This window comes from Mycolicibacterium wolinskyi, from assembly GCF_002101965.1.
GTDB classification, from domain to species: Bacteria; Actinomycetota; Actinomycetes; order Mycobacteriales; family Mycobacteriaceae; genus Mycobacterium; species Mycobacterium wolinskyi.
Window position 1 is genome coordinate 403,590 of the sequence record NZ_LQQA01000015.1, and the last position, 25,948, is coordinate 429,537.

Below are 25,948 nucleotides of genomic sequence, written 5' to 3' on the forward strand. Positions count from 1 at the left end.
GCTACTCGCTACCCGAGTTACCGCGCGCCGCGGCGTGCAGTGCGTCGCCGCGGGTGCCCTTCTCGTGATGGCTCAACGCCCGGATCGACACGTCGTGGCCTTCGGCGGCCTCGCGCAGCGCGCCGACGGTGGCCTGTTCCCGCGAGATGTGGCTGAACGGATCGAATGAGTACCACCGCATGGCATTCTCGTACGTCATCTTGTTGATCTCGTCGTCGGGCACGTTGTTCTCGGTCAGCACCTCCCACAGCTCCTCGGGCGCGCCGGGCCACATCGAGTCGCTGTGCGGGTAATCGGCTTCCCAGCAGATGTTGTCGATGCCGATCTTGTTGCGCAGCGCCACGCCCACCGGATCGGAGATGAAGCACGTCAGGAAGTGGTCACGGAACACCTCACTGGGCAACTTGCCGCCGAAGTTCTGATGCGTCCAGGTCGAGTGCATCTCGTAGGTGCGATCGACACGCTCGAGGAAGTACGGAATCCATCCGGTGCCACCCTCGCTGAGCCCGATCTTGAGATCCGGATAGTCCTTGATGGGCTTGGACCACAACAGATCTGCCGCCGCCTGCACGATGTTCATCGGCTGGAGCGTGATCATCACGTCCAGTGGCGCGTCCGGGGCGGTGATCGCGAGCTTGCCCGAGGACCCGATGTGCACGTTGAGCACGGTGTTGGTGTCGCACAATGCTTTCCACAGGGGCGTCCAGTAATCGTCGTGGAAACTCGGATATCCCATGGCCGCTGGGTTCTCGGTGAACGTGAGCGCGTGCACGCCTTTCTTCGACACCCGCCGCACCTCGTCGGCGCAGGCCTCGGCATCCCAGATCACCGGAAGCGCCATCGGGATGAAGCGGGCCGGGTAGGCGCCGCACCATTCGTCGATGTGCCAGTCGTTGTAGGCCTGCACGAGTGCGAGCGAGAACTCGGGATCCTCGGTGGCGAACAGGCGCCCGGCGAAGCCGGGGAAGGACGGGAAGCAGATCGAGCCGAGGATGCCGCCGGCGTTCATGTCCTTGACCCGCTCGTCGACGTTGTAACAGCCCTTACGGATCTCGTCGAGGCCCTGGGGCTCGAGGCCGTATTCCTCCTTGGGCCGGCCCGCCACCGCGTTGAGTGCCACGTTGGGGATGACGATGTCGCGGAACTGCCATGTATCCGAGCCATCGGGGTTGTGAACGAGACGTGGCGCCTCGTCGACGTACTTCTTCGGCAGGTGATTCTTGAACATGTCAGGCGGTTCGACGATGTGATCGTCAACGCTGATCAGGATCATGTCGTCTTTGTTCACGGGCGCGCTCCATTCACGACGGCCTTACCGTATGGGCGACAGTTTAGCGGAATGTCGTCCTGGCAGGACAGGTGATCGCGCAGATTCGACCCGTCAGCAGCAGCGTGCCGACGGGTTCGCATCCGTGTTGCGGTGGCGCATCTTCCAGTAGTCGCGCTCGGAGAGCACCGGCTCACCGGGATGGGTGCGGGCCCGGTGCTCGACGTACCGCCGATAGTGGTTGTCACCCATCAATGTGCCCCAGTACCAGCCGATTTGGCGTGCGGCCGCGCGTGCGCGCCCGGCAATGCGTCCCACTGTTTACCCACCTCCTTTTCCGCCGAAGTCGGGATCAGGCCGGATGGTGCGAAGATGCGCGATGGCACGGGCTCGTCCTCGGTCATCGGTTTACCGGTGCCTTGAATCGCTCTGAGGGCCACGATGACACCGGCCACGAACACGATGATCACGAGCAGCGCGAACACGATTGACAGGGTGCCCTGGATGAACGTGTTGCGGATGACGTCGCTGATCTCATCGGGATTCTTCGCCGCCCCGAACGTCGTCGCACCCGCGTCCTGCGCCTCGCGATAACGGAAATGCTGCGTCCAGTACCCCACCCGGGGATCGCCGGAGAAGATCTTCTGCCAGGACGCCGTCAGCGTGACGATGAGATCCCACACCAGCGGAATCGCGGGAATCCACGCCCATTTCAGCAAGCCCTTCTTGATGACCACCACGGTGACCACGGTCAGCGCGATCGCGGCCAGAAGCTGGTTCGCGATGCCGAACAACGGGAAAAGGGTATTGATGCCGCCGAGCGGATCGGTGACACCCATCAGCAAGATGCTGCCCCAGCCTGCGACCACCAGCACGCTGCAGATCCAGGCGCCGACGCGCCAGCTCGGATCCTTGAGCTTGCGCAGCGGCCCCCCGAGGTTGCTCAGGCCGTCCGACAACATGAACCGGGCCACCCGGGTGCCGGCGTCGACGGTGGTGAGAATGAACAGCGCTTCGAACATGATCGCGAAGTGATACCAGAAGGCCTTGAGCCCTTCGCCGCCGAAGACCTGATGGAGCACCTCGGATATGCCGATCGCCAGTGTCGGGGCGCCGCCGGTGCGCGACACGATCGACTCCTCGCCGACGTCTTCGGCGGCCTGGGTGATCTGCTCGGGCGTGATGTCGGGCCCGGACAATCCGAGGCTGTTGGCATAGGCGGCTGCGGTTTCCGCCGTGCCACCGGTCTGGGCCGTCGGTGCGTTGAGGGTGAAGTACAGATGCTGGTTGAGGATCGCCGCGGTGATCAGTGCCATGATCGCGACGAACGACTCGGTGAGCATGCCGCCGTAGCCGATGAGCCGCATCTGGCTTTCCTTCTCCACCAACTTCGGTGTGGTGCCCGACGAGATCAGGGCATGGAAGCCCGACAGGGCACCGCAGGCAATGGTGATGAACAGGAAGGGGAACAGCGAACCTGCGAACACCGGGCCGTCGCCGCGTGTGGCGAAGTCGGAGATCGCGGGGGCCTGCATGACGGGTTGGGCGATGAGGATGCCGATCGCGAGCAGCGCGATGGTGCCCACCTTCATGAACGTGGACAGGTAGTCGCGGGGCGCCAGCAGCAGCCAGACCGGCAGCACCGAGGCGGCGAAGCCGTAGATGATGAGGCACCAAGACAGCGTCACCTTCGACAGGGTGAACCAGTCTGCACCCCAGTCTGTTTCGGCAACCCAGCCGCCGGCGACGACTGCGAGCAGCAGCAGGGCGACACCGATGAGCGACACCTCAGACACCCGGCCGGGGCGCAGGAAGCGCAGGTACACACCCATGAACAGCGCGATGGGGATCGTCATCGCAATCGAGAAGACGCCCCACGGGCTCTCGGCGAGCGCGCCGACCACCACCAGCGCCAGCACCGCGAGCAGAATCACCATGATGGCCAGGACGCCGACGATCGCGGCCACGCCACCGACGGCGCCGAGTTCGTCGCGGGCCATCTGACCCAGCGACCGGCCACGGCGGCGGGTCGAGATCGACAGCACGAGATAGTCCTGCACACAACCGGCCAGCACCGCACCGATGATGATCCAGATCGTGCCGGGCAGATAACCCATCTGCATCGCCAGGACCGGGCCGACGAGCGGGCCTGCGCCGGCGATCGCGGCGAAGTGATGACCGAACAGCACCCGGCGGTCGGTCGGCATGTAATCGGTGCCGTTCTCGAAAAGCTCGGCCGGAGTGGCGTTGTCGTCACGGGGCTTGACGATCTTCATCTCGATCAGCCGCGCGTAGAACCGGAATCCGATGACGTAGGTACAGATCGCGGCGATCACGAACCAGACCGCGTTGACCGTTTCCCCGCGGAAGAACGCGATGACGGCCCAGGCCACCGCACCCACCAGTGCGATGATCGCGAAGATGATCTTGTGCTTGGTGGTGATCGGCGAGCGGTCGATGATCGCCACCGGCGGCAGATCTTTGTCCGTGCGGATATAGGTGATGTCGCCGTCGTGCTCCTCGATGCGATCCGCCGTTGGGGCATCAGGTGTAGCCACGGTCTCTCCTCGCTGGCCCGGTGTCGTGTGCGTATCGATTCCGATCCTTGCATCGCACGAAACGATGCGGCTGTAATTCCCGGTATCGAGTGTTATCCGCCGCGTTCGTAGAATGCGCGGACGGTGTCGACCGTATCGGCCTCGGCCGGCGCCTTGTCGTCGCGGTATCGCAGGACCCGCGCGAATCGCAATGCCATCCCGCCCGGATACCGCGTGGATTTCTGCACACCGTCGAATGCGATCTCGACGACCTGCTCGGGCCGCACCTTGACGACGTAGCCGTCGGTCGGGCCGTCGGCCAGCTCGGTGAAGCGGGTCGTCTGCCAATCGAGCATGGCGTCGGTCATGCCCTTGAACGTCTTGCCCAACATGACGAAACCGCCGGTGGCCGGATCCCGGGCGCCCAGATGGATATTCGACAGTTTGCCGGTGCGTCGACCCGAGCCCCACTCGACGGCGAGGACCACCAGATCCAGAGTGTGCACAGGCTTGACCTTCAGCCAGCCCGCACCCCGCCGGCCGGCTTCGTACGGTGCCGTCGGCGACTTCGCCATCACGCCTTCGTGCCCGGCAGCCAAGGTGCGGTCGAGGAATTCTTGTGCCGCGCCGGCTTCCGTCGTCACCAGGCGGTCGACGCGCTGCGCATCCGGCACGATCGCGTCGAGTGCCGCGAGCCGCTCGTGGGTGGGCAGGTCGAGCAGATCCCGACCGTCGACATGCAACAGGTCGAAGAAGAACACCGACAGCGGCTCGAGATCGCGCGGGTTCTTGCTGCCGAACCTGGCTGCGGTGACCTGAAATCGGTGCGGGCGACCGTCCGGGCGCAACGCGATGGCTTCGGCGTCGGCGATCAGCTCGTTGGCCGGAAGTGCCCGCGTCGCCTCGACCACCTCGGGCAGGCGCGAGGTTACGTCGTCGAGGCTGCGGGTGTAGACCGACACCTCGGCGCCCTTGCGGTGGATCTGTACCCGTGCGCCGTCGAGCTTCGCCTCCAGAACGGCTTTGCCGCCAAGCCGTTCCAGCGCATCAGCGACGCCGGTCGCGGTCTGCGCGAGCATCGGCCCGACCGGGCGGCCGACCTGCAAACGGAACTCCTCAAGGGCGGCGCTGCCTCCCGTGAGCGCCGCGGCGGCGACCGCGGGCAGGTCACCGGCCAGCATGGCCGCGCGCCGGACCTCGGGCGCGGGGATGCCCGAGGCCTTGGCGACGGCATCGGCCATGACCCCGGCCAGCGCGCCCTGGCGCAACTCGCCGCCGAGCAACCGGCGCAGGAACGTCTGCTCGGTGTCGGTGGCCGTGCTGAACAGATCGCGTACGAGTTCGGCCCGCCGGGCCTGCGAACCCTTGCCGGAGACGCCACCGATCTCGCTGAAGCAGGCATCGACGTCGACGACGGTCAGCGTGGCTGTCGCCGCGGGCGCGGGCAGCGAACGCAACGCCGCCCAACCGACCCCGATCTGGCGCTGCGGCAGTTCGCCGGACAGCCACGACACGGTGACCGCCACGGCCCGGGCATCGCCGTCGCCGGCGACGTGGGTCAGCAGTGTGGCGATGCGGCCGATCTTCGCCAGCCGCGCCGAAGCCGCCGCGACGTCGGTGGAGGCGGCAGCGACTTCGGCGAGCAACATCCCCTCAGCGTGCCACGGTGCTCAGACATCGCCGAGGGCTTCGGCGAGCACCTCGGCCTGTGAGCGCAGATCGGCTGCTTGGGTGTGGTGACCGCCTGCGGTGTATTGCTCTGCGGCGGCGAGGCGTTCGTCGATCTCGGCCTGAATCAGGTCGCGGATCTCGCCGTCGGTGAGTTCGCGTCGGGCGACCTCTCCCGCGCCGAGGCCCGACAGTGCGCCTGCGACGGGCCCGTCCATGTTCGCGTCGAGCGTGACGGCGTCGGGCGTCTCGGCGTTGTCGATCGCGCTCAGCGCCGAGCGGATCGCCGCGACGCGTGCGGTGTCACGCGCCTTGCGCGCTGACAGCAGGGACTGACGGAGCGTGTCGCGCCATTGCTGTGCCGGTGTCATGGCACGCCAACCTATGCGATGTGTTGCGCCGTGAGCGACCGCTTTTGCACGGCGAAATGCGGCGTGGCGCCGTACAGACACGGTCGCTCGCGGTGCGGGGTGATCAGAGGGGTGATCAGGCCACGTCGAAGGTGACGGTGTGCCAGCCGGTCGCGCCGTCGGGGACGGGGTCGGCGCGATCCGGGGTCTGCACCGCGCCGGTGTTGTCGGTGGCGCGCACCGTGATTGTGTGCGCACCGGTTTCGGTGGCCGTCCAGTCGAAGCTCCACAACCGCCAGGTGTCAGCGGAGTAGGCAGCGCCCAACTCGGCCGCCGCCCAGTCGCCTTGCCGGTTCGGGCCGTCGATCTTGACCTCGACGGTGCGCACGCCGCGATTCTGGGCCCACGCGACGCCACCGAAGCGGACCGGCTCGCGGCTGACCTCCTGGCCGTCGCGGGGGACGTCGATGCGCGACTCGGTCTTGATCGGGCCGTGCGCGGCCCAGCCGAGCTTGGTCCAGTACGCCTCGGCGCGGTCGAATCGGGTCAGCTCCAGATCGACCACCCACTTGGTCGCCGACACGTAGCCGTACAGCCCGGGCACCACGAGCCTGGCCGGATAACCGTGCTTGGGCGGCAGTGGCTCGCCGTTCATGCCGATCACCAGCAGCGCGTCGCGGTCGTCGGTGAGTGCTTGCACCGGTGTGCCCGCGGTGAATCCGTCGATCGACGTCGAGAGCACCATGTCGGCATCCGGCGACACGCCGGCCTCGGCGAGTAGATCGCGGACGCGGTAGCCGGTCCAGCGGGCGGTCGAGATCAAGTCGCCGCCAACGACGTTGGACACGCACGTGAGGGTGACGACCTTTTCGACGACCTCGAACCGCTCCAGGTCGGCGAACCGGTAGACGACTTCGCGGTCGGTCATGCCGTGGATGCGCAGTGCCCAGTCGGCGCGGCTGAGCTGCGGCACGCTCAACGCGGTGTCGATCCGGTAGAACTGCGGCGTCGGGGTGATGAACGACGGCAGCGCCACATCCGCCGGTTGCACGGTCGGCGGTACGGGCGGTGCGGGAACCGCCGCGCGCGGCAGCGCGAACGCGTTGCGGTCGTCGGCCACCGATGCGGCGAGCCGCGACAGCACGGCGCCCGCCACACCCGTCACCGCGCCCGCGGTCAGAAACCCGAGGGTGATGAGTGAGAGCCGCCGGCCCGGGTCGAACCCGTCGTCGGGTTCGGAGTTCGCGGGCGGATCGCCGAATCGGCCCGACGTGAGCAGGCGCAGCACCGCGATACCGCACACCGCTCCGACGAGGGTCGGCACGATCGCCCACCCCGACGCGCCAGGGCGCGACAGCACGGCCGCGCAGCCGAGCACACCGCCGAGGCCGATCGCGATGCTGCCCACCGGCACCCTGCGGGTTTCCCACGGGGCGGTGAGCGCGGCGATCACCGCGATGACCGCGAGCACGAGCAGCGTCAGCACCAGTTTGTCCGCAGTGCCGAATGTCGTGATGGCCCATTCCTTCACCGGGCCCGGTGTCAGGTCGATGACGGCCGAGCCGACCGCCGTGCGCGCGTCGGCGGCGGGTCCGAACGGCACGGCGACGATCTCGGCGACGCCGAGTGCGACGGCCGCGGCGGCGACGCCGGCCATCGGTGCCGCGGGACGGGTGCGATCCGGGGCCGGAGTGCTGAGCCCGCGATCTGCCATGGTCAAAACCTACCGCCGCGGCCGGCGTGCAGACCTTACGAAGTCGTGACATGTGCGTTTGCGCGCGGCTAGAACCCGAAAGCCTTACCGGAAGCCTTCATGGGTTAAGTTACTTTACGATTTCGGTCATTTTTGGAAAGGGAGCTAGATGGAGATCGAAGGCAAGAAGGCTGTCGTTGTCGGCGGCGCGTCGGGCTTCGGCCGGGCCACCGCGGAGGCGCTGGCCAAGCGTGGTGCCAGCGTCGCGGTGCTGGACCGGCCGCAGTCGAAGGGTCAGGAAGTGGCCGATCAGATCGGTGGCTCGTTCTTCGAGGTCGACGTCACCGACTTCGCGGGCACCGAAGAGACTCTGCAGCGCGCAGTCGACGCATTGGGCGGCCTGCACATCGCGGTGACGACGGCGGGCGGTGGCATCGGCGAACGCACGATCAAGAAGGACGGCCCGCACAGCCTCGATTCGTTCCGGGCGAGCATCGACCTCAACCTCATCGGCACGTTCAACATCAGCCGGCTCGCGGCGTGGCACATGAGCAAGAACGAACCGGTCGACGCCGAGGCCGAGGAACGCGGCGTCATCATCAACACCGCCTCGATCGCGGCGTTCGAGGGCCAGATCGGTCAGGTCGCCTATACCGCGTCCAAGGCCGCGATCGCCGGTATGTGCCTGACCATGGCACGTGACCTCGGAAGCTTGGGCATTCGCGCGCTGGCGATCGCGCCGAGCCTGTTCGCGACGGGCCTCACCGAGGGCATCCCGGACGAGTTCGCCAACGTGCTGACCAAGGACGCCGCGTTCCCCAAGCGGCTGGGCCGGCCCGAGGAGTACGCCAAACTCGCGGTGGCGATCGTGGAGAACGCGATGCTCAACGGCCAGTGCATCCGCTTGGACGCCGGCCAGCGCTTCGCCCCCAAGTAGGGGCGGCCGCGCTACGCTTCGGCCATGGCGACTGTCGCTGATCACGTCATCTCTGCGCTCAAGATCAGCGGCGTCCGCCGGGTCTACGGGCTTCCCGGCGACAGCCTCAACGGATTCACCGACGCCATTCGCCGCAGCGGTGACATCTCGTGGGAACACGTTCGCCACGAGGAGTCGGCGGCGTTCGCTGCCGCCGCCGACGCCGGCCTGACCGGGCAACTGGCGGTGTGTGCGGGCAGTTGCGGTCCGGGCAATCTGCATCTGATCAACGGCCTGTTCGACGCGCACCGCAGCCGCGTACCGGTGCTGGCGATCGCCGCGCACATTCCGCGCACCGAGATCGGGTCGGAGTATTTCCAGGAGACCCACCCGCAGGACCTGTTCCGCGAGTGCAGCGTCTATTGCGAACTCGTCAGCACCCCGGAGATGGCGCCGCGCATCCTGCAGATGGCCATGCGCGCCGCGGTAGAGGAGAACGGCGTCGCCGTCGTCGTCATCCCCGGTGAGATCTTCTTGCAGCGAGCCGCCGAGACCGAGTGGGCACTGCGGCCGGTGCTGCCGACCCGCTCGGTGATGCGCCCCGACGACGAGTCGCTGCGCCGGGCCGCCGACATCCTCAACGCCGCCAGGCACGTCACCATCCTCGGCGGGGCGGGCGTGGCCGGATCGCATGACGCGCTGATCCAACTCGCCACGATGCTGGAGGCGCCCATCGTGCATGCGTTGCGCGGCAAGGAGTTCATCGAATACGACAACCCGTTCGACGTCGGGATGACCGGGCTGCTCGGGTTCGCCTCCGGCTACAAGGCCATCAAGGAGGCCGACACACTGCTGATGCTCGGCACCGACTTCCCGTATCAGCAGTTCTATCCCGAGGGCGCCAAAATCATCCAGGTCGACATCCGCGGCCGCAACCTCGGCAGGCGAACCCCGATCGACCTCGGCCTGCGCGGAACCGTCAAAGACACACTGGCCGCGCTCATGCCGCTGCTGCGACCCAAACAGGACCGCGAACACCTCGAGCGGGCGCTGTCGCACTACCGCAAGACCCGCAAATCGCTCGACGCCCTTGCGGTCAACGACCGCGACCGCACCCCGATCCGGCCCGAATACGTTGCGGGCCTTGCCAACCGGCTCGCGGCCGACGACGCCGTGTTCACCTGCGACGTCGGATCGCCGGTGGTGTGGGCGGCGCGATACCTGACGATGAACGGCAGGCGCCGCCTCATCGGCTCGTTCAACCACGGCACGATGGCGAACGCCCTGCCGCACGCCATCGGTGCGCAGACCGCGTTCCCCAACCGGCAGGTGGTTGCGCTGGCCGGTGACGGTGGCTTGACGATGCTGTTCGGCGAACTCGTCACGCTCATCCAGAACCGCCTGCCGGTCAAGCTGATCGTCTTCAACAACTCGTCGCTGAACTTCGTCGAACTGGAGATGAAGGCGGCAGGCATCGTCACGTTCGGTACCGATCTGGTGAACCCGGACTTCGCGGCGGTCGCGCAGTCGATGGGTGTCTTCGGCAGGCGGGTGACCGAACCGGGCCACCTCGAAACAGCGCTGCGCGACGCGTTCGCCCACGACGGGCCGGCCGTCGTCGACGTCGTCACCGCACGCCAAGAGCTCTCGATACCCCCGGCGATCACCGCCGAACAGGCCAAAGGCTTTTCGTTGTACGCGATCCGCACCATCCTGGCCGGCCGCGCCGACGAACTACTCGATCTCGTCAGTACCAACGTCGCGCGCCGGCTGCTGGACTGAGCGCTCAGGCCGGTCTCGGGATCGCCGCCGACAGGCTCTGTCCGAGCCACTTCGGGATGGCGCGACGGACTTCGGCGGGCCCCGAGAGTGCGACGGTTCCGTCGAGCACCGCATGCGACCAGCCGACATCGCCCCGCCAGATGCGGGTGAGCGTGGCGAGGGTGGTTTCGACCGTGCCGGTGACGTCATAGCCGGGATCGAAGTCGCACACATCGGCCTGCCCGTCGGCGACCACCAACCACCAACGCGACGCCTTCGGTGCCACACCGTCGAGAATGAACGCGACGGTGGTGCGTGTGCGTGGCCAGTCGTCGATGGGAATCGTGCGGCGCATGTCCCAGAAGAGCAGGTGCGGGTCGAGGTCTTCCTCGCCGAGGTCGCCGATCCACCGCACCCCCCAGGCGCCGAGCGCATCGACGACACCGGCCAGCTCCCGCCCGCACGGCGTGAGGGAATACGTTGCCCGGCCGTCGATCTCGCTGCGTTCGATGACGCCGGCGCGGGTGAGCGACTTGAGTCGCTTCGACAACAGGGCAGGCGACATCTTCGGCACGCCCCGGCGCAGATCGTTGAAATGGGTGCTGCCCAGCAGCAGCTCACGGACCACGAGCAGGGTCCAACGCTCATCGAGAAGTTCCATGGCCTTGGCCACGGGGCAGAACTGACCGTAGGTCGACATCGGCGACACCTCCAGGAGACCCTGCGCATAAGTACACCGCTGATAGCCGCCGAAGCCAATACAGATTTTGAACCACCCCTGGTACAGATCTGGTACTGGACCGCGTGGGCCGCCGGCGTGACGATGGTCGCAACCGTCTGAGAGGAGCCCTCCCGTGAACTCCGTGATATCCGATCGTGAGATAGCGGCCAAACATCGCGCCATGTGGGCGTCCGGCGACTATCCGAAACTCGCGGCCGAACTCGTATCGCCACTCGGCCCCGTCCTTGTGAAAGCCTGCGGCATCGGCCCGGGCGACCGGGTGCTCGACGTGGCCGCCGGGACCGGGAACGCGGCGATCCCCGCCGCGCAGACCGGCGCCAGCGTCATCGCCAGTGACCTGTGTCCGGAGCTACTCGAGCATGGCCGCGCGCTGGCTGCCGAGCGCGGCGTCGAACTCGAATGGCGGGAGGCCAACGCACATCAATTGCCGTTCGGGGACGACGAATTCGATGTCGTCATGTCGTGCATCGGCGTCATGTTCGCGCCGTTCCACCAGCAGGCCGCCGACGAATTGATCCGGGTGTGCAAACCGGGCGGCAGGCTGGGGGTGCTCAGCTGGACCCCCGAGGGGCACATCGGGCGGCTGTTCGCGACGATGAAAGCCTATGTGCCCGCGCCGCCGCCCGGCGCGCAGCCGCCTCCGCTGTGGGGCCAAGAGGACCATGTGCGTGGGCTGCTCGGCGACCGGGTCGGCGATGTCGTCACCGAACGGCGCACGCTGACCGTCGACCACTTCGCCGACGGCGCCGCCTTCCGCGATTACTTCAAGTCCGTGTACGGGCCCACGATCGCGGCGTACCGCAACATCGAGGGAAATGAGGACCGCGTCGCGGCGCTCGACGCCGACATCGCGCGGATCGGCGATGATTTCCTCCAGGGTGGCTCGACGATGGAGTGGGAGTACTTGTTGGTGACCGCCCGCAAGAACTGAAGGACTGCTGGCACGATGTCTGCATGCCCGGTGATGTGCAGCAGCTGCCAACGTTGAGCGATACCGATCAGGCCGCGCTTCAGCGGTGGGTTCGGGCGCAGGGAATCGGGTCCCGGGTGACCGATGTGGCGCCGCTGACCGGGGGAACGCAGAACATCGTCGTGCGGCTGCACCTGGACGGACGGCCGATGGTGCTGCGCCGCCCACCCGTGCATCCCCGCCCCACGAGCGACAAGACGATGATGCGTGAGATCGCCGTGCTGCGCACCCTGGCCGGGTCGGGCGTTCCCCATCCCGGCTTCATCGCCGGCTGCACCGACCTCGACGTGCTCGGCGTGGTGTTCTACCTGATGGAAGAGGTTGACGGCTTCAACCCCGGGAACGAAGTGGCGCCGGCGTACCAGGATGCGGGTATGCGCCACCGCGTCGGCCTGTCATACGCGGGCAGTTTGGCGCAGCTCGGGAACGTGGCGTGGGAGAACAGCGAGCTTGCGGCGATCCGGCGGCCGGGATCCTTTCTGGCACGCCAGGTTCCGCAGTTTCTGAAGCTGCTGGAGAGCTACCGCCACGACGACTACCAGCCCGAATCGCTGACGGACGTGGGCGAGCTGGCTCGGTGGTTGGAAGACAACCGGCCACCGGACGGTGAGCCGGGCATCATGCACGGCGACGCGCACCTCAACAATGTGCTGCTGCGGCGTGAGGTGCCCGAGCTCGCCGCGTTCATCGACTGGGAGATGTGCACGGTCGGTGATCCACTGCTCGATCTGGGCTGGATGCTGGTGTGCTGGCCCCACGACCCCAATCCGATAAACGCCGGGGCTGCGCTTGCGGCACTGGGCGATCTGGCGGGCCGCGGTGAGCTGCTCGATGCGTACCGCGATGCCGGGGGACGCGAAACCTCAAGGCTCGACTGGTATGTGGCGCTGGCGTGCTTCAAGCTCGGCATCGTCATCGAGGGCACCTGGTCGCGTTACCTGGCCGGGCAGGCCAGCCGCGAAGCCGGTGAGCAGTTGCATGCGTCGGCCGAGAACCTCATCGCGCTCGGCACGCGGGTGACCAAGGGCGACAGTCCCTTCAGCTGACTTTTCTCCCGCGAGCAGACGCTGCCGTACCCAGGAAGGCGCTTTCCCGGGTACCGGAGTGTCTGCTCGCGCGGGAGTCAGTAGGCGTCGAGGGCGAGTTTGACCGCCAGCGTCACCCCAGCCGCGCCAATGAGCACCCGCAGCGGCGTCGCGGGAGCATGCCGCACGACGATCGGACCGAGCCGGCTGCCGATCAGGCATCCGACACCCAGCGGCGCCACCGCAGCCCAGTGCACCGGCGCGAATACCGCGAACGCGAGCGCTGCGACCGAGTTCGCGACCCCGAGGAGGACGTTCTTGCCCGCGTTGGCATGCGGTAGCGTCGCACCGCCCGCCCGCAACAACAGGGCCAACAACAGCACACCGGCCGCAGCGCCGAAATAGCCGCCGTAGATGGTGATCAAGAAGATCGCGCCGGCCTCGACCAGAACCTTGATCATGTGATCGCGATGGCTGGCGACCCGGGCTTCGCGATGTTCCTTGCGCGGCAGCAAGATTGCCACCGACGCGAACGCGAGTAGGAACGGCACCACCTTCTCGAAGCCCTCGGCCGGGGTACACAGCAGTAGCGCCGCACCGGCCGCGCCCCCGATTGCGGCAATCGGAATGACGCGTTTGAGCCACGCACCCTGGCCCGCCAGTTCGGGCCGCGATCCCCACACCGAGCCGATGCCGTTGAACACCATCGCCACGGTGTTGGTCACATTCGCCGTCACCGGTGGCAAGCCGACCAACAGCAAGGCGGGATAGGTGGCCACCGACGCCAGCCCGGCGATGCTGCCGGCCAGTCCACCGGCGATCCCGGCGACGAACAGCAGCGCGATGTCCGCGAAGGTCATGCGCTGGTCTGAGCGATGCGGATGCGGGGGAGCATCCCCGATACGCTACTGGCCTGACACAGGCCGCCTGACGGCCGGTCCGGCTACTTGGCGAAGTTCGCTGTGATGCGTTGTTGCAGGTAGTCTTTCGCGCTGATCGGTGGATACTTCCGGTGCGGGCCCGCGATCATGACCTCGCTGTTGGCCTGAGCGAAGAATGCGATGCTGTAGCGCGCTCCGCGGTGCTCATCAGGTCCGGGGCTGCGCACACGGTGAAAGTTCGACGGCAGCGCATCGTCACTCCACCGCATCAGCATGTCGCCGATATTGCAGGTGATCACGTCGTCGTACGGTTCGATCGGCGTCCACTCCTGCTCGGCGGACTCTTTGCCCGGGCACACCTGCAAGCCGCCCTGGCCGGCGCGCTGGAACAGCAGTGTGAGGCAGTCGAAGTCGGTGTGGGCCCCCGCCCGCCACATTCCGTCGAGGTCGGCGTCGGCCGGCACGGCGAAGTAGTGCAACAGTCGGAGCGTGCTCTGGTAGGTCGCGGACGAAGGATCGTGGGCGCGCGTGAAGAAGTCACGGTCGAAGCCCAGCTTGTCGGCGAAGAGCGAGAGCAGCTCCATCGCCAATGCCCAGCACTTGTGCTCGAAGTCCAGCATCGTCTCCCGGAACCCGGCCAGTTCCTCGGCAGTCGGCCACAGCCCGTCCATGTCGGACAGGCTGACCTGGTAGGACTCCTTCTGGTCGGGTGTTCCGACCGAGGGGCGGATCTGCGTCAGGCTCTCCCAGCCGGAGTTGAACCGCTTCGGCCGGCGTGCCTTGACCTCGTCGGGCAGTGCGAAGAACGCCTCGGCCATCGCGAACGCGCGCCCCACGTCGTCCAGGTCGATACCGTGGTCGACGACCTGGAAGAAACCGATATCGGTAGCTGCCGACCACAATTCGTCGGCAATGTCGGCGCGCCGGGTATCGAGGCCGGCCAGGGAGATGCGCCGGACCTCGCGGGCTCGTTCGGTGCCCAGCCCGCCCATACCGCGCTCACGCTGCAGTTCGGTCATGTCAGATGTCATCGAAAGATGCCTCTCAAGTTGTCGTGGCGCCGTCAGCCGATGGAGATGGACTTGTCGGTGAACTGGTTGGTGAAAAGGTCTGCGGCGGAGGTGGTGTCGGGGACGTCGTTGCCGGTGGCCGCGAGCACCGGTCGGAGGTCATCGACGTTGCGCTGCACGCGGGCCTCGTTGTAGACGCCGAACGCACCGCTGTCCTCGTTGGCCATCAGCCCCTTGTCCGTGAGCAGCTTCGCGCTGTAGGCCGCCTCGGCCTCGGTGTAGGGGGAGTACGTGGGATCCTGCCCGACCACGTCGACGATGACCTTGTTGGTTTCCTCCGGCGCGGCGACGTAGTCGACGCCGGATTGTTGGATGATGGGAACGAGCTTCTGCAGGCACGGTGCGAACTGCTGTAGGCGGTCGGCGCGGACGACGACGTTGGATGCGTAGATGTCATAGCCGACGTCTTTGATGAGCCCGTAGGCGACCGGCCGGCTCCAGGCCGGGGTGTCGAACTCATAGGTGTAGGGCTCCGAATTCGCAAAACCTTGCTGTGCGAACGTCGGGTCGCCGACGAAGCGCGACGGCGCCCCGTCATAACTGGTGTCGATCTGCGATTGCTTCAGCAGGCCCTTGCTCACCATCCACTGCGGGAAGATCTGGTCCTTGGACACCACGACGGTGGTGTCTGTTTTGCCGATGTCGGCCACCGACGACCACTGCGGGTGGCTCTGCGGATCCCACATCAGGATGGCGGGACTGTACTTCAGCAGCGGCGTCACGCCGACGACCGGCTGTTTGGCGGCGGCGGCGATCAACTGATCGCCGTGCACGATGCCCAGCATCGCCGAATCATCCACGTACATCTGGGATGTCACGGACTGAAAGCCGATGGCGGGGCCACCGGACTTCAGTGTCAACTCCACGCCGGTGTCCAAGCCGCCGGCCACCAGCGGACCGGTCACCGACTTGCCGTCAGTGTCGACGCGGTAGCCCGGGCCCAGCATCGCGAACACCGCGCCCATGTCGGACTGTGGCTGCCACTGCAGTTGGATTCCGATGTTCTCCGGACAGACATCGGCGAGATTCGGGCCGCCGGCCGTCGGCGCGGATTGTGGTGCCTCGCCGGCATTCTCGGATGTGTAGGCGCATGCCGACGTGACGAGAGCGGCAACGGCAAGAGTAATGGCACCGGCGCGGCGGGTGGACTTCGGCACGGGCTCTCCTCGGGATTGGTTTGGGGATGCGGTCACGCTCGCAACCGTGGATTACATGCAGTCACCTCTTTCGTTTCATTCGTGTTACCGATCGCCCCGGCAGTTGCGGACGCCTGGAATGCCTTGAAAAGCCCAGTATCTCGGCCACTTGCTTACGTGTCTGTAACGCAGGGCAACGCGGACGTCATGCATGTAATCAATTCTGGGCCTACGCAGACGACAACGTGTTGCATGCAGATCGGAGAGTTCCGAAGTGCCCCTTGCCCCGTTCAAGCGCCCCGTCCGACAGTTGGCCGACCCGATGCATGAGGGCGACGCGAGCCGGCTCACCCGCAATCTGCGCGTTCTCTTCGCCGATGTGACCAAGCGCTTTTCCACCGGCACCGTCGCCATCGACCGCGTCGATCTGGAGATCGAACGTGGATCCTTCGTCGCAGTGGTCGGGCCCTCGGGCTGCGGCAAGTCCACGTTGTTGCGGATGGCGGCGGGACTGGAACGGCCCACCACCGGCTCGGTCGCCCTCGATACCGATTCGGTGGGATTCATCTTCCAGGAACCGACCCTGCTGCCGTGGCGTACGGTGCGCGCCAATGTCGAGTTGTCCGCAGAGCTCGGCAAAATACCCCGATCGGACACCAAACGACGTGCCGCCGAGGCGATTTCGACAGTCGGCCTGCAACAGTTCGCCGACCAGTTGCCGAACTCCCTGTCCGGCGGCATGAAGATGCGGGTTTCGCTCGCCCGAGCCCTGACCCTCTCACCTCAGCTGATGCTGCTCGACGAGCCGTTCGGTGCCCTCGACGAGATGACGCGGCTGGACATGCAGGTGGAACTGCAACGCCTCTACACCCAACAGCAATTCACGGCCATGTTCGTCACGCACTCGGTCGCCGAGGCGGTGTACCTGGCCAACCGGGTGGTCGTGATGACCCCGCGACCCGGCCGCATCGCCGGCGTCATCGACATCGACTTCCCCTATCCGCGTACGCCCGACCTGCGCTTCGACGCGCGCTTCACCGGATACGTGGAACAGGTTTCGGGCATGCTGCATGGGAGGGAACGATGACCGCGATCGGAACCCTGCTCGGCGCGTCGGTGCGGCCCCGCAGCCTCACCTTGGCCCCATCCCGGACCGGTCGAAAAGGCCGGCGAATGGTGATCGCGGTGGGTTACCCGCTGCTGTCCCTTCTCGGCGCCCTGGCGGCGTGGTCGGCGGTCAGCTACGGGATCCTCTCGCCGCAACGGCGTTTCCTGCTGCCGCCGCCCATCGATGTGCTGCGTGATTCGCTGCTCAACCCGGTTGCGCTGCGGCCGATGCTGGCCGCGTTGTCGGTCACCGCCCAAGTGACCGCGGTCGGATTCCTCGTCGCGGTCGTGGTCGGCGTCGGCACCGGAATACTCATGAGCCAGGCCCGCTGGATCGAACGGATCATCTACCCGTATGCGGTGGTGATCCAGGTGATTCCGATCCTGGCGATCGTCCCGCTGATCGGCCTGTGGTTCGGCTACGGCATGGCGGCGCGCACCCTGGTGTGCGTGCTGATCGCGGTGTTCCCGATCATCACCAACACCCATTTCGGGATCCGGTCGGTGAACCGGGGCCTGCACGAACTGTTCACCCTGTCGGGCGCGTCGCGCTGGGACCGGCTGGTGAAACTCGAACTGCGCGCGGCACTCCCGACGATCCTGACCGGTATCACCACCGCCTCCGGCCTCGTGGTGGTGGGCGCCATCATCGGCGACATGTTCTTCGCGAAAGGCCAGCCCGGCATCGGCACGCTTCTCGACGTGTACCGCGGCCGTCTGCAATCCGACGATCTCATCGCCGCGATCGTGCTCGCCTCCGTGTTCGGTGTGCTGGTTTTCGGCGCGATGCGCGTCTTCACCCGGTGGGCCGTGGGCAGCTGGCACGAATCCGCACAACGTCTCTGACCGACCTACGAGCAAAGGAACCACCATGACCACGCGCGAATTCGCGGTGCCCGTGATCGACATCGCCCCCTACCTTCGCGGCGGCGACGCCACGTCGGACGCCGAATGCGCCCGGGTGGCACGAGAATTCGACGCCGCGTGCCGCGAGCCCGGATTCATGCAGATCTTCGGGCACGGACTGGACCCCGAAACGGTCACCGGACTGACGGCGGCGCTCGACGAGTTCTTCGCGCTGCCACTCGATGTCAAGAAGCGGTATCGCCGCGATCCGGCCGCCAACCGCGGTTATTCCCCGCCGAAGAGCGAATCGTTGAGCATGAGCCTGGGCATCGCGGCGGCCAACAAGATGAACGACTACTACGAGGCCTACACCGTCGGCACCGAAGCGTCGTCGTTTCCGGATCACGACCTGCCCGAGAACGGCTATGCCGCCAACAACTGGCCGGAGGCAGCACCGGGATTCCAGCCCGGGGTGATGCAGTACTTCACCCGAGCGCAGGACCTCGCGCGGATTCTCATGCGGGTGGTCACCGACGCGCTCGGCTTGTCGAATGGCTATTTCGACCCGATGATCGACCATTCGATCGAGGTGTTGAAGATGAACAATTTCGCTCTGCCAGAAGGGGATACCGAGTTCGCCGGTGACCTCACCGGCATGGGTGCACACTCGGATTTCGGCATCCTGACGATCCTGTGGGCCGATCAGGTGCCGGGGCTGCAGGTGCTCGACCGCGACGGTGGGTGGCACGATGTGATGCCCATCGACGGCGCGCTGTTGATCAACCTCGGCGACGCCATGGCGCGTTGGACGAACGACCGGTGGATGTCGACGATCCATCGGGTCGACCCGCCGGTGCGTGACGGGCGTATCCAGCGCCGCCGGTCTGCCGCGTTCTTCTTCGACGGCAACTACGACGCGGTGCTCGAAGCGCTGCCGGGCACGTTGGCACCGGGTGAGGTTGGGTATGAGCCGATCACCGTGGCCGAGAACATCGCGATGAAGGTGGCTGGTCTGCGTACCGGTGTGGCGCCGGAGGCGTCCCTGCGGGAGGCGGCGCGGGTCGCGGCTGCGAGTGATCGGCGGTGACGGACCCTGATCGGACCCTGCTCAACGACTCGGTCCACGATGCCTTGCAGGAGCTGATCTTCAGCGGTGAGCTGCCGCCGGGCAGCCCGCTGAGCGTGCCGGCCCTGGCGGCGCGGCTCAACGTGAGCCGCACCCCGGTCCGGGAAGCCGTGCAGCAGTTGATCTATGAGGGGCTGGCCACCCACACCCGCAACGCCGGGGCCAGGGTTGCCTCGCTGGACGCCGCCGCTGTCAAAGGGGTCTTCGAAGTCCGCGAGGTTCTCGACGGCCTTGCGGCGCACAGTGCCACACTGATGGCCGGCCGCGCCACCGTCGAGCAGCTGACGAAAATGGTGCAGGTACAACGAGATCTGCTCGACGAGCCGCCGGACCAACGTCGCGACGCGGCCCTGGACCTGCAGTTCCACACACTGATCCGCGAGACGTCGGCCAACCGTTCGCTGTGTGACGCGCTGGCGCGGCTCGACGGTCAGGCGCATCTGTACCGCTCCGACATGTGGGTCACCGAACTCAACCGGCGCCTGGCGGTCGCCGAGCACGAGCGCATCGTCACGGCGATCGAGGCCGGCGACGCCGAAGGCGCCCGCGCGGCCGCCAGCGCCCATGTCGCCGGACTGTACGTGCGCACCCGCAGGTCATGAGGATGATGAAAGAGCAATCACCCAAACAGGTTTCACTACTGGCCGGGGCGACCCTCATCGACGGATCGGTGGTCGACGTCGAACTCGGACGCGACGGTGACCACGCCGTCGTCACCCGGGTGACACCCGCCGCCGCCGACCGAGATGACGAGGCGACCGTCGACTTGCGCGGCTATCTGCTGATGACCGCGCCGGCCGAACCGCATGCCCATTTGGACAAGGCGCTGTCCTGGGACACGTTGCGCCCGCAACTCACCGATCTGCACGGCGCGATCGCCAGCTGGCGGCAGGGCTCGGCGGCCTTCGGCGAGGAGTCGTTCCGCGACCGTGCGGCGACCGCGGCACTTGCCTTGGTGCGCAACGGAACCACCGCGGTGCGCACCCACGTCGACATTCTTCCCACCGGCGATCCGCTGCGCGGTGTGCGCGCGGTCGCGGCGGTGCGCGAGCAACTACGCCACCTGATCGACATCGAGATCGTGGCCCTGCTCAAGGACTACTCCGGCGCCGACCTGCTGCACGCCGCCCTCGACGCCGGCGCCGACCTCGTCGGTGGATCACCGCACAGCACCGCCGACCCCCACGCCGAGTTGGGCCGCCTGCTCGACGTCGCCGAACAACGCGGGGTGGGCGCCGACCTGCACACCGACGAATTCCTGGTTGGCGATCACCACACCATCGCGCAGTACGCGCAGCGGGCGCGCTGCTGGCCCGCCGACCGGATCCGCACCGCCAGTCACTGCACCCGGCTGGGCACCATGACCGCCGACGAGTTGGCCGGGCTTCTGCCGCGCGTGGCCGAGTCCGGCATCGGCGTGGTCGCCAACCCCATCACGAACCTGTACCTGCAGGGGCGCGACCACCCGGTCGCGACACCGCGGGGACTCACCGCGATCGCGGCGCTGCGGGAGGCCGGGGTGCCCGTCGCGGCGGGCGCCGACAATGTGCGCGACCCGTTCAACCCGCTGGGGCGCAGCGACGCGCTGGAGACCGCGGCGCTGGCCGTGATCGCCGGCCACGTTCATCCGGAGGTCGCCATCGCGATGGTGACCGACGACGCGCGGCGCGTGATGGGGCTGCCCGCCGCCGGACCCCGGCCGGGTGCGCGCGCGGAACTGCTGGCCGTGCGGGGCGCGGGATTGCTCGAGGTGTTGGCGACGGCCCCCGCCGACCGCGTGGTGATCCATGACGGCGCGGTGGTGTCGGTCAGCGAGACCAGAACGTGGACCGCCTGTACGGCGTGAAAATGTTTGCGTCACTGCTGGAGCGGCGCCTAAGATCGCCAACGTGCCGAGGCGACTCGTAGTAGCAACCCGCAGCGGGGTCTGATCTGACCGACCCCTCGCTGTGGGTCGTCGCTACTCGTCGGTCATCCTCTGAGCAGAGAAGACCGGCACATGTTTCCTTCTTCAACACCCCAGGCCCCGTCGTTCGCGGCCAACTTCACCGCCCCGCTGCCACGTGATCTGCGCTCCCTGGGCGACACCATCTGCTGGGACGCGTTCCTGGCAGAATTCGCTCCCAGCGCGGGACCACTGCGGTTGGGCCATTGGACCTGCACCGACAATGCCGACCGGTTGGGACCGCAGGCCCGCAGATATCGGGCCACTCTGGCCATCGGCGACACCATCAGCACCTCGACCGCAGCCGCCAGCGGACCGGTGGCGGCGTTGACCGAGATGCTGTATCAGCGCGGCATCGCCGTCGAGACCACGTCGTTTCACCAATTGCCGACCGGCGGGCAGACCGCCACGTTCATCAAGGGCAGCGACGGCGTGCACACCCAGTGGGCGATGGGTCTGGCCGACGATCCGGAGCAGTCGGCACTGCGTGCCGTGATCGCCTGCGCCAACCGGTTGTTGGCCGCAACCTGATTGCCCGCTTGGCCGCGGAGACCTACTGCAGTGGTCGCAGCACGATCGGCATGCCGTCGATCGGCACGGGCATGCCGCCGTAGTCGTAGCGCGGCTTGTAGCCGGGGTGTGCGAGCTCCAACCGGTACCGGCGCAGCAGCCGGTGCATGACGGTCTTGATCTCCAACTGGCCGAACACCATGCCGATGCACTTGTGCGCGCCGCCGCCGAACGGCGCGAACGCATAGCGGTGCTTCTTGTGCTCGTTGCGTGGCTCGGCGAAGCGCTCCGGGTCGAATCGTTCGGGATCGGTCCACAACTCCGGCAGCCGATGGTTGATCGACGGCCAGGTGACAACGCTCGTGCCGGCCGGGATGAAGTAGCCCAGCAGATCGGTATCGCGCACGGCCTGACGGAAGTTGAACGGCAGCGGCGTCATCATCCGCAGTGCCTCGTTGACCACGAGGTCGTACATCTCCAGCTTGTCGAGCGCCTCGATGTCCAGCGGACCGTCGCCGATGCGCTCGGATTCCTCCCGCAGCCGGTCCTGCCACTCGGGGTTGGCGGCCAGGTGGTAGGCCATCGTCGTCATCGTGGACGTGGAGGTGTCGTGCGCGGCCATCATGAGGAAGATCATGTGGCTGACGATCTGATCGTCGGTGAAGCTCTGGCCGTCCTCGTCGGCCGCGTGGCACAGCACGCTGAACATGTCGGTGCTCTCCGATCGCCGCTTCTCGGTGATGCGGCTGGAGAAGTAATCCTCGAGAGTCTTGCGTGCCTTGAGCCCGCGCCACCAGGTCAGCGGCGGTACCGGCTTGCGCACGATCGCGTTGCCGGCGCGCGTGGTGGTGGTGAACGCGTGGTTGACCGTGGTGACCAGGGCGCGGTCGGTGCCCGCGGGAACGCCCATGAACACCTCGGACGCGATGTCGAGCGTGAGCTCCTTGATCGCCGGGTGGAACAGGAACCGCGGGTCGTTGGCCACCCAGTCGTCGGCCAGCACGGCCGAGGCCACCGAGTCGATGTGGGAGACGTAGCCGGTGAGCCGGGTGCGCGTGAACGCCTCCTGCATGATCCGGCGATGGAACATGTGCTCGTCGAAGTCGAGCAGCATCAGCCCGCCTTCGAAGAACGGCCCGATGACCGGATCCCACGCGCGCTGCGAGAAGTCCTTGTTGCGGTTGGAGAACACGGCCTGCGTGGCATCGGGGCCCAGCGCCATGACCGATGACAGCGCGGGCGACTGCGCGTAGTAGATCGGCCCGTACTTGCGGTACAGCTCCAAGATGAAGTCGGGGCCGCCGCGGAAGATCTCGATCATGTGGCCGATGATCGGCAAACCGGCGTCGCCGACGATCGGTTTGAGGCCGCTGCCTGCCGGCGGCTCGGCGAACACGAACTGCTCCCACTCCTTGGCCTTGAGCCGCTTCTCGACCGCACCCATGCCGGGCATGGTGTTCGGCGTCGGGGTGAACCGGCGCTTCGCCTGGTCGAGAAGATAGTGCGGGGTGCTGATCGTGGCCATATACCGCTCCTGACGTTGCTGACGCTGCAAGTCTGTGGTGGAAGTCACCTGTGACCCCCATCCTGAATGCCACACTTGACGCATGTCAAGTTTTGTTCTGGCGTGCCGCGGTGCAAAGGTTTAATGCCATGACCGCCGAATCTCTACCCGAGGGCAGCAACGGCCCCGTCGGCGCACCCGCGTCCCCGCAGGCCCGCCGAAGCCGGGGCGACCGGCAACGCGACGCGATCGTCAAAGCCGTACGGGAACTGCTGGAGAAGGAGTCGTTCGCCGACCTGTCGGTCAGCACCATCAGCGAGCGCGCGGGCGTGGCGCGGTCGGGGTTCTATTTCTACTTCGACTCGAAGTACGCGGTGCTCGCGGTGATCCTTGCTGATGCGATGGAAGAACTTGCCGCGCTGACCCACGACTACGCACCGCGCGAACCGGGGGAGACACCCGCGGCGTTCGCGAAGCGCATGGTCGGCAGCGCGGCCGCGGTGTTCGCGACCAACGACCCGATCATGTCGGCCTGCACGGTCGCGCAGAACACCGATGCCCAGATCCGGGAGTTGATGAACGACTTCGAAGACGTCGTCATCGGCAAGATCGTGGGCCTCATCGAACAGGACGAGGGCGCGCGCCCCATCTCCGACGACCTGCCTGCGCTCGTTCGCACCCTGACCGCGACGACCGCGATGACGCTCTCGCACGACTCGGCCTTCGTCGGGCGGGATACCGATCCCGGCCGCGCCCTCGAGATCGTCGAGCGGCTGTGGCTCAACGCACTGTGGGGTGGCCTGCCCGAATAACGCCGCGGGTAAGGTCACCGCTATGGCGCAGGGGAGCGACGTCCGGGAGCACTTTCGCGGGAAACGGTGCTTCGTCACCGGTGCGGCGAGCGGAATTGGACGCGCCACCGCACTCGCGCTCGCCGCCCAGGGTGCCGAGCTGTACCTGACCGACCGCGACGACGAAGGGCTCGCACAGACGGTCGCCGATGCCCGCGCGCTCGGCGCGCAGGTGCCCGAGCACCGGGTACTCGACATCTCCGATTACGACGAGGTGGCGGCGTTCGCCAAAGACATCCATGCCGCGCATGCGCCCATGGACGTGGTGATGAACATCGCCGGGGTATCGGCATGGGGCACGGTCGACCGGCTCAGCCACGAGCAGTGGCGCTCGATGATCGACATCAACCTGATGGGCCCGATCCATGTGATCGAGACGTTCCTGCCGCCGATGGTCGAGGCTCGCCGGGGCGGACATCTCGTCAACGTGTCCTCGGCGGCCGGGCTCGTCGCGCTGCCGTGGCACAGTGCCTACAGCGCCAGCAAGTATGGGCTGCGCGGGCTGAGTGAAGTGCTGCGCTTCGATCTGGCACGCCATCGCATCGGGGTGTCGGTGGTGGTGCCCGGAGCTGTGAAAACCGGTCTGGTGCAGACGGTGCAGATCGCCGGGGTCGACCGGGAAGACCCGAACGTCCAGAAGTGGGTGGACCGGTTCGCCGGCCATGCCATCTCACCGGAGAAGGCCGCCGCCAAGATTCTGGCGGGCGTGCGCCGCAACCGGTTCTTGATCTACACCTCGTCCGACATCCGGGCGCTGTACACGTTCAAGCGGGTCGCGTGGTGGCCCTACAGCGTCGCGATGCGTCAAGTAAATGTCTTGTTCAGCCGCGCGCTGCGGCCAAAACCTGTGCAGCGCTAGCGTTTACCCCAATGCCACGAGGGAGTGGTCAACATGCCCAGCCCACTGACCTTCGTCTCGCCCCACTGTTTGTAGAGCTCGATCTCCACCGCTGTGCCGCGGTCCTCGTCGGCGACCGGTGTGGTGCCGAGGAATTCCAGCAGTGCGCGGGAGTGGGTGACCACCACGACCTGCGTCTGGGTTGCGGCGGTGCTGATCAGCGTGGCCAGTGGCCGCACGAGATCGGGGTGCAGCGAGGTCTCGGGTTCGTTGAGGACCATGAGCGACGGTGGCCTGCGGCTCAGCAGCGCAGCTGCCCACAGCAGGAAACGCAGTGTGCCGTCGGACAATTCGGCAGCGCGCAGCGGCCGTAGCATCCCGCGCTGCCGTAGCTGCAGGTCGAACAACCCGTCGGTGACCGCGACCGAGATCTCGGCGCCGTCGAAGGCCTCGGCCACGGCGCGCTCCAGATCGCCGAGCTCGGCCTCGATGATGGTCTGCACGGCGGCGGCGAGATCCGAGCCGTCGTCGGCGAGCACCGGCGTGCGGGTGCCGACGTGCGGCCTGCGCGCGGGTGCGCCCGCGTCGACCCGAAAGCCGTCGTAGAATCGCCAGTCGCGCAAGCGGTCGGAGACCGCCGACAGCTCCGGAAGGGCGTGCGGGTGCGCGTACTCGGCGAGCACGCTGCGATAGGCCGGCAGGGACCGGCTCAGCTCGTCGAACCCGCGTCCCGACTGTGCGGCCGCCTCGGCGAACTCACGCGTGCGGCGCACCAATGTCGAACTCGGCCGCAGCACCGGCCCGGCGAACACGACCTCACGCTTGATCTCGGGGTCGAGCGCAAATGCCGACGGCCTGCCTCCCGATCCGGCCATCTGCGGCAGGCCCAGGTCTACGAGATAGCCGAAATCATCTGCGGCGAAACCCAATTCGAGTGAAACCGGCCGGGTCCTTGTGGTGCCCTGGGCCTCCTCGGCCGGTTGCTCGGGGCCGGCCCACAACACCGATTGCAGCCCGCCCTCGCGCGCGAGCGATCCGATCACCTGCCCGCGACCGCAGTCCGCCAGTAGTCGCAGCGCACGGTAGATCGAGGACTTCCCGGTGCCGTTCGCGCCCGTGATCACCGTGAGATCCGTGAGCGGCAGGATCACCTCACGCAGTGAGCGGTAGCCCCGAACGGCGATGGTCTGCAGCATGAGTCGAGG

At 67.0% G+C, this 25,948-nt stretch carries 24 protein-coding genes; 12 read left to right on the top strand and 12 right to left on the bottom strand.

The genetic code is table 11. The features are described from left to right. Position 1: 1 nt before the first annotated feature. The 6 genes from AWC31_RS16320 to AWC31_RS16345 form a co-directional block, all read right to left on the bottom strand. The gene (locus AWC31_RS16320) at positions 2 to 1,288 is read right to left on the bottom strand and encodes an amidohydrolase family protein (RefSeq protein WP_085145173.1); all 1,287 of its coding nucleotides are present in this window, start codon (positions 1,286 to 1,288) and stop codon (positions 2 to 4) included. A 93-nt stretch (positions 1,289 to 1,381) separates the two neighbouring features. Next, the gene (locus tag AWC31_RS16325) at positions 1,382 to 1,585 is read right to left on the bottom strand and encodes a YbdD/YjiX family protein (RefSeq protein WP_085145174.1); all 204 of its coding nucleotides are present in this window, start codon (positions 1,583 to 1,585) and stop codon (positions 1,382 to 1,384) included. Next, positions 1,519 to 3,825, bottom strand: coding sequence for a carbon starvation CstA family protein (locus tag AWC31_RS16330; protein ID WP_085145175.1), 2,307 nt, complete (start codon positions 3,823 to 3,825; stop codon positions 1,519 to 1,521). The genes AWC31_RS16325 and AWC31_RS16330 overlap by 67 nt, the downstream gene beginning before the upstream one ends. A 92-nt stretch (positions 3,826 to 3,917) precedes the next feature. After that, positions 3,918 to 5,453: an ATP-dependent DNA ligase gene (locus AWC31_RS16335; protein WP_085145176.1), complete on the bottom strand. Its 1,536-nt coding sequence runs from the start codon at positions 5,451 to 5,453 to the stop codon at positions 3,918 to 3,920. A 21-nt stretch (positions 5,454 to 5,474) separates the two neighbouring features. Beyond that, the gene (locus AWC31_RS16340) at positions 5,475 to 5,843 is read right to left on the bottom strand and encodes a GatB/YqeY domain-containing protein (RefSeq protein WP_085145177.1); all 369 of its coding nucleotides are present in this window, start codon (positions 5,841 to 5,843) and stop codon (positions 5,475 to 5,477) included. A 115-nt stretch (positions 5,844 to 5,958) separates the two neighbouring features. Continuing rightward, positions 5,959 to 7,479, bottom strand: a complete 1,521-nt coding sequence (locus tag AWC31_RS16345; RefSeq protein WP_085145487.1) for a molybdopterin-dependent oxidoreductase — start codon at positions 7,477 to 7,479, stop codon at positions 5,959 to 5,961. 205 nt (positions 7,480 to 7,684) lie between these two features. Between AWC31_RS16345 and AWC31_RS16350 the strand changes: the two genes are divergently transcribed. Together AWC31_RS16350 and poxB are read left to right on the top strand one after the other, a co-directional pair. Then, positions 7,685 to 8,452, top strand: coding sequence for an SDR family NAD(P)-dependent oxidoreductase (locus AWC31_RS16350; protein WP_067857157.1), 768 nt, complete (start codon positions 7,685 to 7,687; stop codon positions 8,450 to 8,452). Between the two features lie 24 nt (positions 8,453 to 8,476). Beyond that, a complete protein-coding gene (poxB, locus tag AWC31_RS16355) occupies positions 8,477 to 10,213 on the top strand; it encodes a ubiquinone-dependent pyruvate dehydrogenase (protein WP_085145178.1) in 1,737 nt (578 codons plus the stop codon). Positions 10,214 to 10,217: 4 nt separating this feature from the next. Here poxB and AWC31_RS16360 read toward each other — a convergent pair whose 3' ends face one another. Next, positions 10,218 to 10,892, bottom strand: coding sequence for a winged helix-turn-helix transcriptional regulator (locus AWC31_RS16360; protein ID WP_085145179.1), 675 nt, complete (start codon positions 10,890 to 10,892; stop codon positions 10,218 to 10,220). 202 nt (positions 10,893 to 11,094) lie between these two features. Between AWC31_RS16360 and AWC31_RS16365 the strand changes: the two genes are divergently transcribed. Together AWC31_RS16365 and AWC31_RS16370 are read left to right on the top strand one after the other, a co-directional pair. Further along, positions 11,095 to 11,865 carry a class I SAM-dependent methyltransferase gene (locus AWC31_RS16365; protein ID WP_085145180.1) on the top strand — a complete coding sequence of 257 codons (771 nt, stop codon included), beginning with the start codon at positions 11,095 to 11,097 and terminating at the stop codon, positions 11,863 to 11,865. Positions 11,866 to 11,888: 23 nt separating this feature from the next. Then, complete coding sequence (locus tag AWC31_RS16370) at positions 11,889 to 12,950, top strand: phosphotransferase family protein (protein WP_085145181.1); 1,062 nt, start codon at positions 11,889 to 11,891, stop codon at positions 12,948 to 12,950. A gap of 77 nt (positions 12,951 to 13,027) precedes the next feature. Here the strand turns inward: AWC31_RS16370 and AWC31_RS16375 are convergent, their stop codons facing one another. From AWC31_RS16375 to AWC31_RS16385, 3 genes are all read right to left on the bottom strand, one after another. Then, positions 13,028 to 13,789, bottom strand: a complete 762-nt coding sequence (locus AWC31_RS16375; protein ID WP_085145182.1) for a sulfite exporter TauE/SafE family protein — start codon at positions 13,787 to 13,789, stop codon at positions 13,028 to 13,030. A gap of 83 nt (positions 13,790 to 13,872) precedes the next feature. Further along, positions 13,873 to 14,841 carry an isopenicillin N synthase family dioxygenase gene (locus AWC31_RS16380; protein WP_085145183.1) on the bottom strand — a complete coding sequence of 323 codons (969 nt, stop codon included), beginning with the start codon at positions 14,839 to 14,841 and terminating at the stop codon, positions 13,873 to 13,875. Between the two features lie 32 nt (positions 14,842 to 14,873). Then, positions 14,874 to 16,037: a nitrate ABC transporter substrate-binding protein gene (locus AWC31_RS16385; protein ID WP_085145184.1), complete on the bottom strand. Its 1,164-nt coding sequence runs from the start codon at positions 16,035 to 16,037 to the stop codon at positions 14,874 to 14,876. A 301-nt stretch (positions 16,038 to 16,338) separates the two neighbouring features. On the opposite strand from AWC31_RS16385, the gene AWC31_RS16390 reads away from it, so the two are divergent. From AWC31_RS16390 to AWC31_RS16415, 6 genes are all read left to right on the top strand, one after another. Next, positions 16,339 to 17,103 (top strand): ABC transporter ATP-binding protein, encoded by a 765-nt coding sequence (locus AWC31_RS16390; protein ID WP_085145488.1) that lies wholly within the window; start codon positions 16,339 to 16,341, stop codon positions 17,101 to 17,103. Continuing rightward, positions 17,100 to 17,969, top strand: a complete 870-nt coding sequence (locus AWC31_RS16395; RefSeq protein WP_085145185.1) for an ABC transporter permease — start codon at positions 17,100 to 17,102, stop codon at positions 17,967 to 17,969. The genes AWC31_RS16390 and AWC31_RS16395 overlap by 4 nt, the downstream gene beginning before the upstream one ends. Positions 17,970 to 17,994: 25 nt before the next feature. After that, positions 17,995 to 19,056 (top strand): isopenicillin N synthase family dioxygenase, encoded by a 1,062-nt coding sequence (locus AWC31_RS16400; protein ID WP_085145186.1) that lies wholly within the window; start codon positions 17,995 to 17,997, stop codon positions 19,054 to 19,056. Further along, on the top strand, positions 19,053 to 19,697 hold the full coding sequence (locus AWC31_RS16405) for a GntR family transcriptional regulator (protein WP_085145187.1): 645 nt from the start codon (positions 19,053 to 19,055) through the stop codon (positions 19,695 to 19,697). The genes AWC31_RS16400 and AWC31_RS16405 overlap by 4 nt, the downstream gene beginning before the upstream one ends. Continuing rightward, a complete protein-coding gene (locus AWC31_RS16410; RefSeq protein ID WP_234816879.1) occupies positions 19,694 to 20,941 on the top strand; it encodes an amidohydrolase family protein in 1,248 nt (415 codons plus the stop codon). The genes AWC31_RS16405 and AWC31_RS16410 overlap by 4 nt, the downstream gene beginning before the upstream one ends. Before the next feature lie 153 nt (positions 20,942 to 21,094). Next, a complete protein-coding gene (locus AWC31_RS16415; RefSeq protein WP_085145188.1) occupies positions 21,095 to 21,571 on the top strand; it encodes a 2-isopropylmalate synthase in 477 nt (158 codons plus the stop codon). Positions 21,572 to 21,593: 22 nt separating this feature from the next. Here the strand turns inward: AWC31_RS16415 and AWC31_RS16420 are convergent, their stop codons facing one another. Beyond that, positions 21,594 to 23,075 (bottom strand): cytochrome P450, encoded by a 1,482-nt coding sequence (locus AWC31_RS16420; protein ID WP_085145189.1) that lies wholly within the window; start codon positions 23,073 to 23,075, stop codon positions 21,594 to 21,596. A 128-nt stretch (positions 23,076 to 23,203) separates the two neighbouring features. Between AWC31_RS16420 and AWC31_RS16425 the strand changes: the two genes are divergently transcribed. Together AWC31_RS16425 and AWC31_RS16430 are read left to right on the top strand one after the other, a co-directional pair. Then, positions 23,204 to 23,866, top strand: coding sequence for a TetR/AcrR family transcriptional regulator (locus tag AWC31_RS16425; protein WP_067857196.1), 663 nt, complete (start codon positions 23,204 to 23,206; stop codon positions 23,864 to 23,866). A 22-nt stretch (positions 23,867 to 23,888) separates the two neighbouring features. Beyond that, positions 23,889 to 24,764: an SDR family oxidoreductase gene (locus tag AWC31_RS16430; protein WP_085145190.1), complete on the top strand. Its 876-nt coding sequence runs from the start codon at positions 23,889 to 23,891 to the stop codon at positions 24,762 to 24,764. On the opposite strand, the gene AWC31_RS16435 is transcribed toward AWC31_RS16430, so the two are convergent. Then, positions 24,761 to 25,939 (bottom strand): AAA family ATPase, encoded by a 1,179-nt coding sequence (locus tag AWC31_RS16435; RefSeq protein WP_067857200.1) that lies wholly within the window; start codon positions 25,937 to 25,939, stop codon positions 24,761 to 24,763. The two genes, AWC31_RS16430 and AWC31_RS16435, sit on opposite strands and share 4 nt — an antisense overlap. Positions 25,940 to 25,948: the final 9 nt, after the last annotated feature.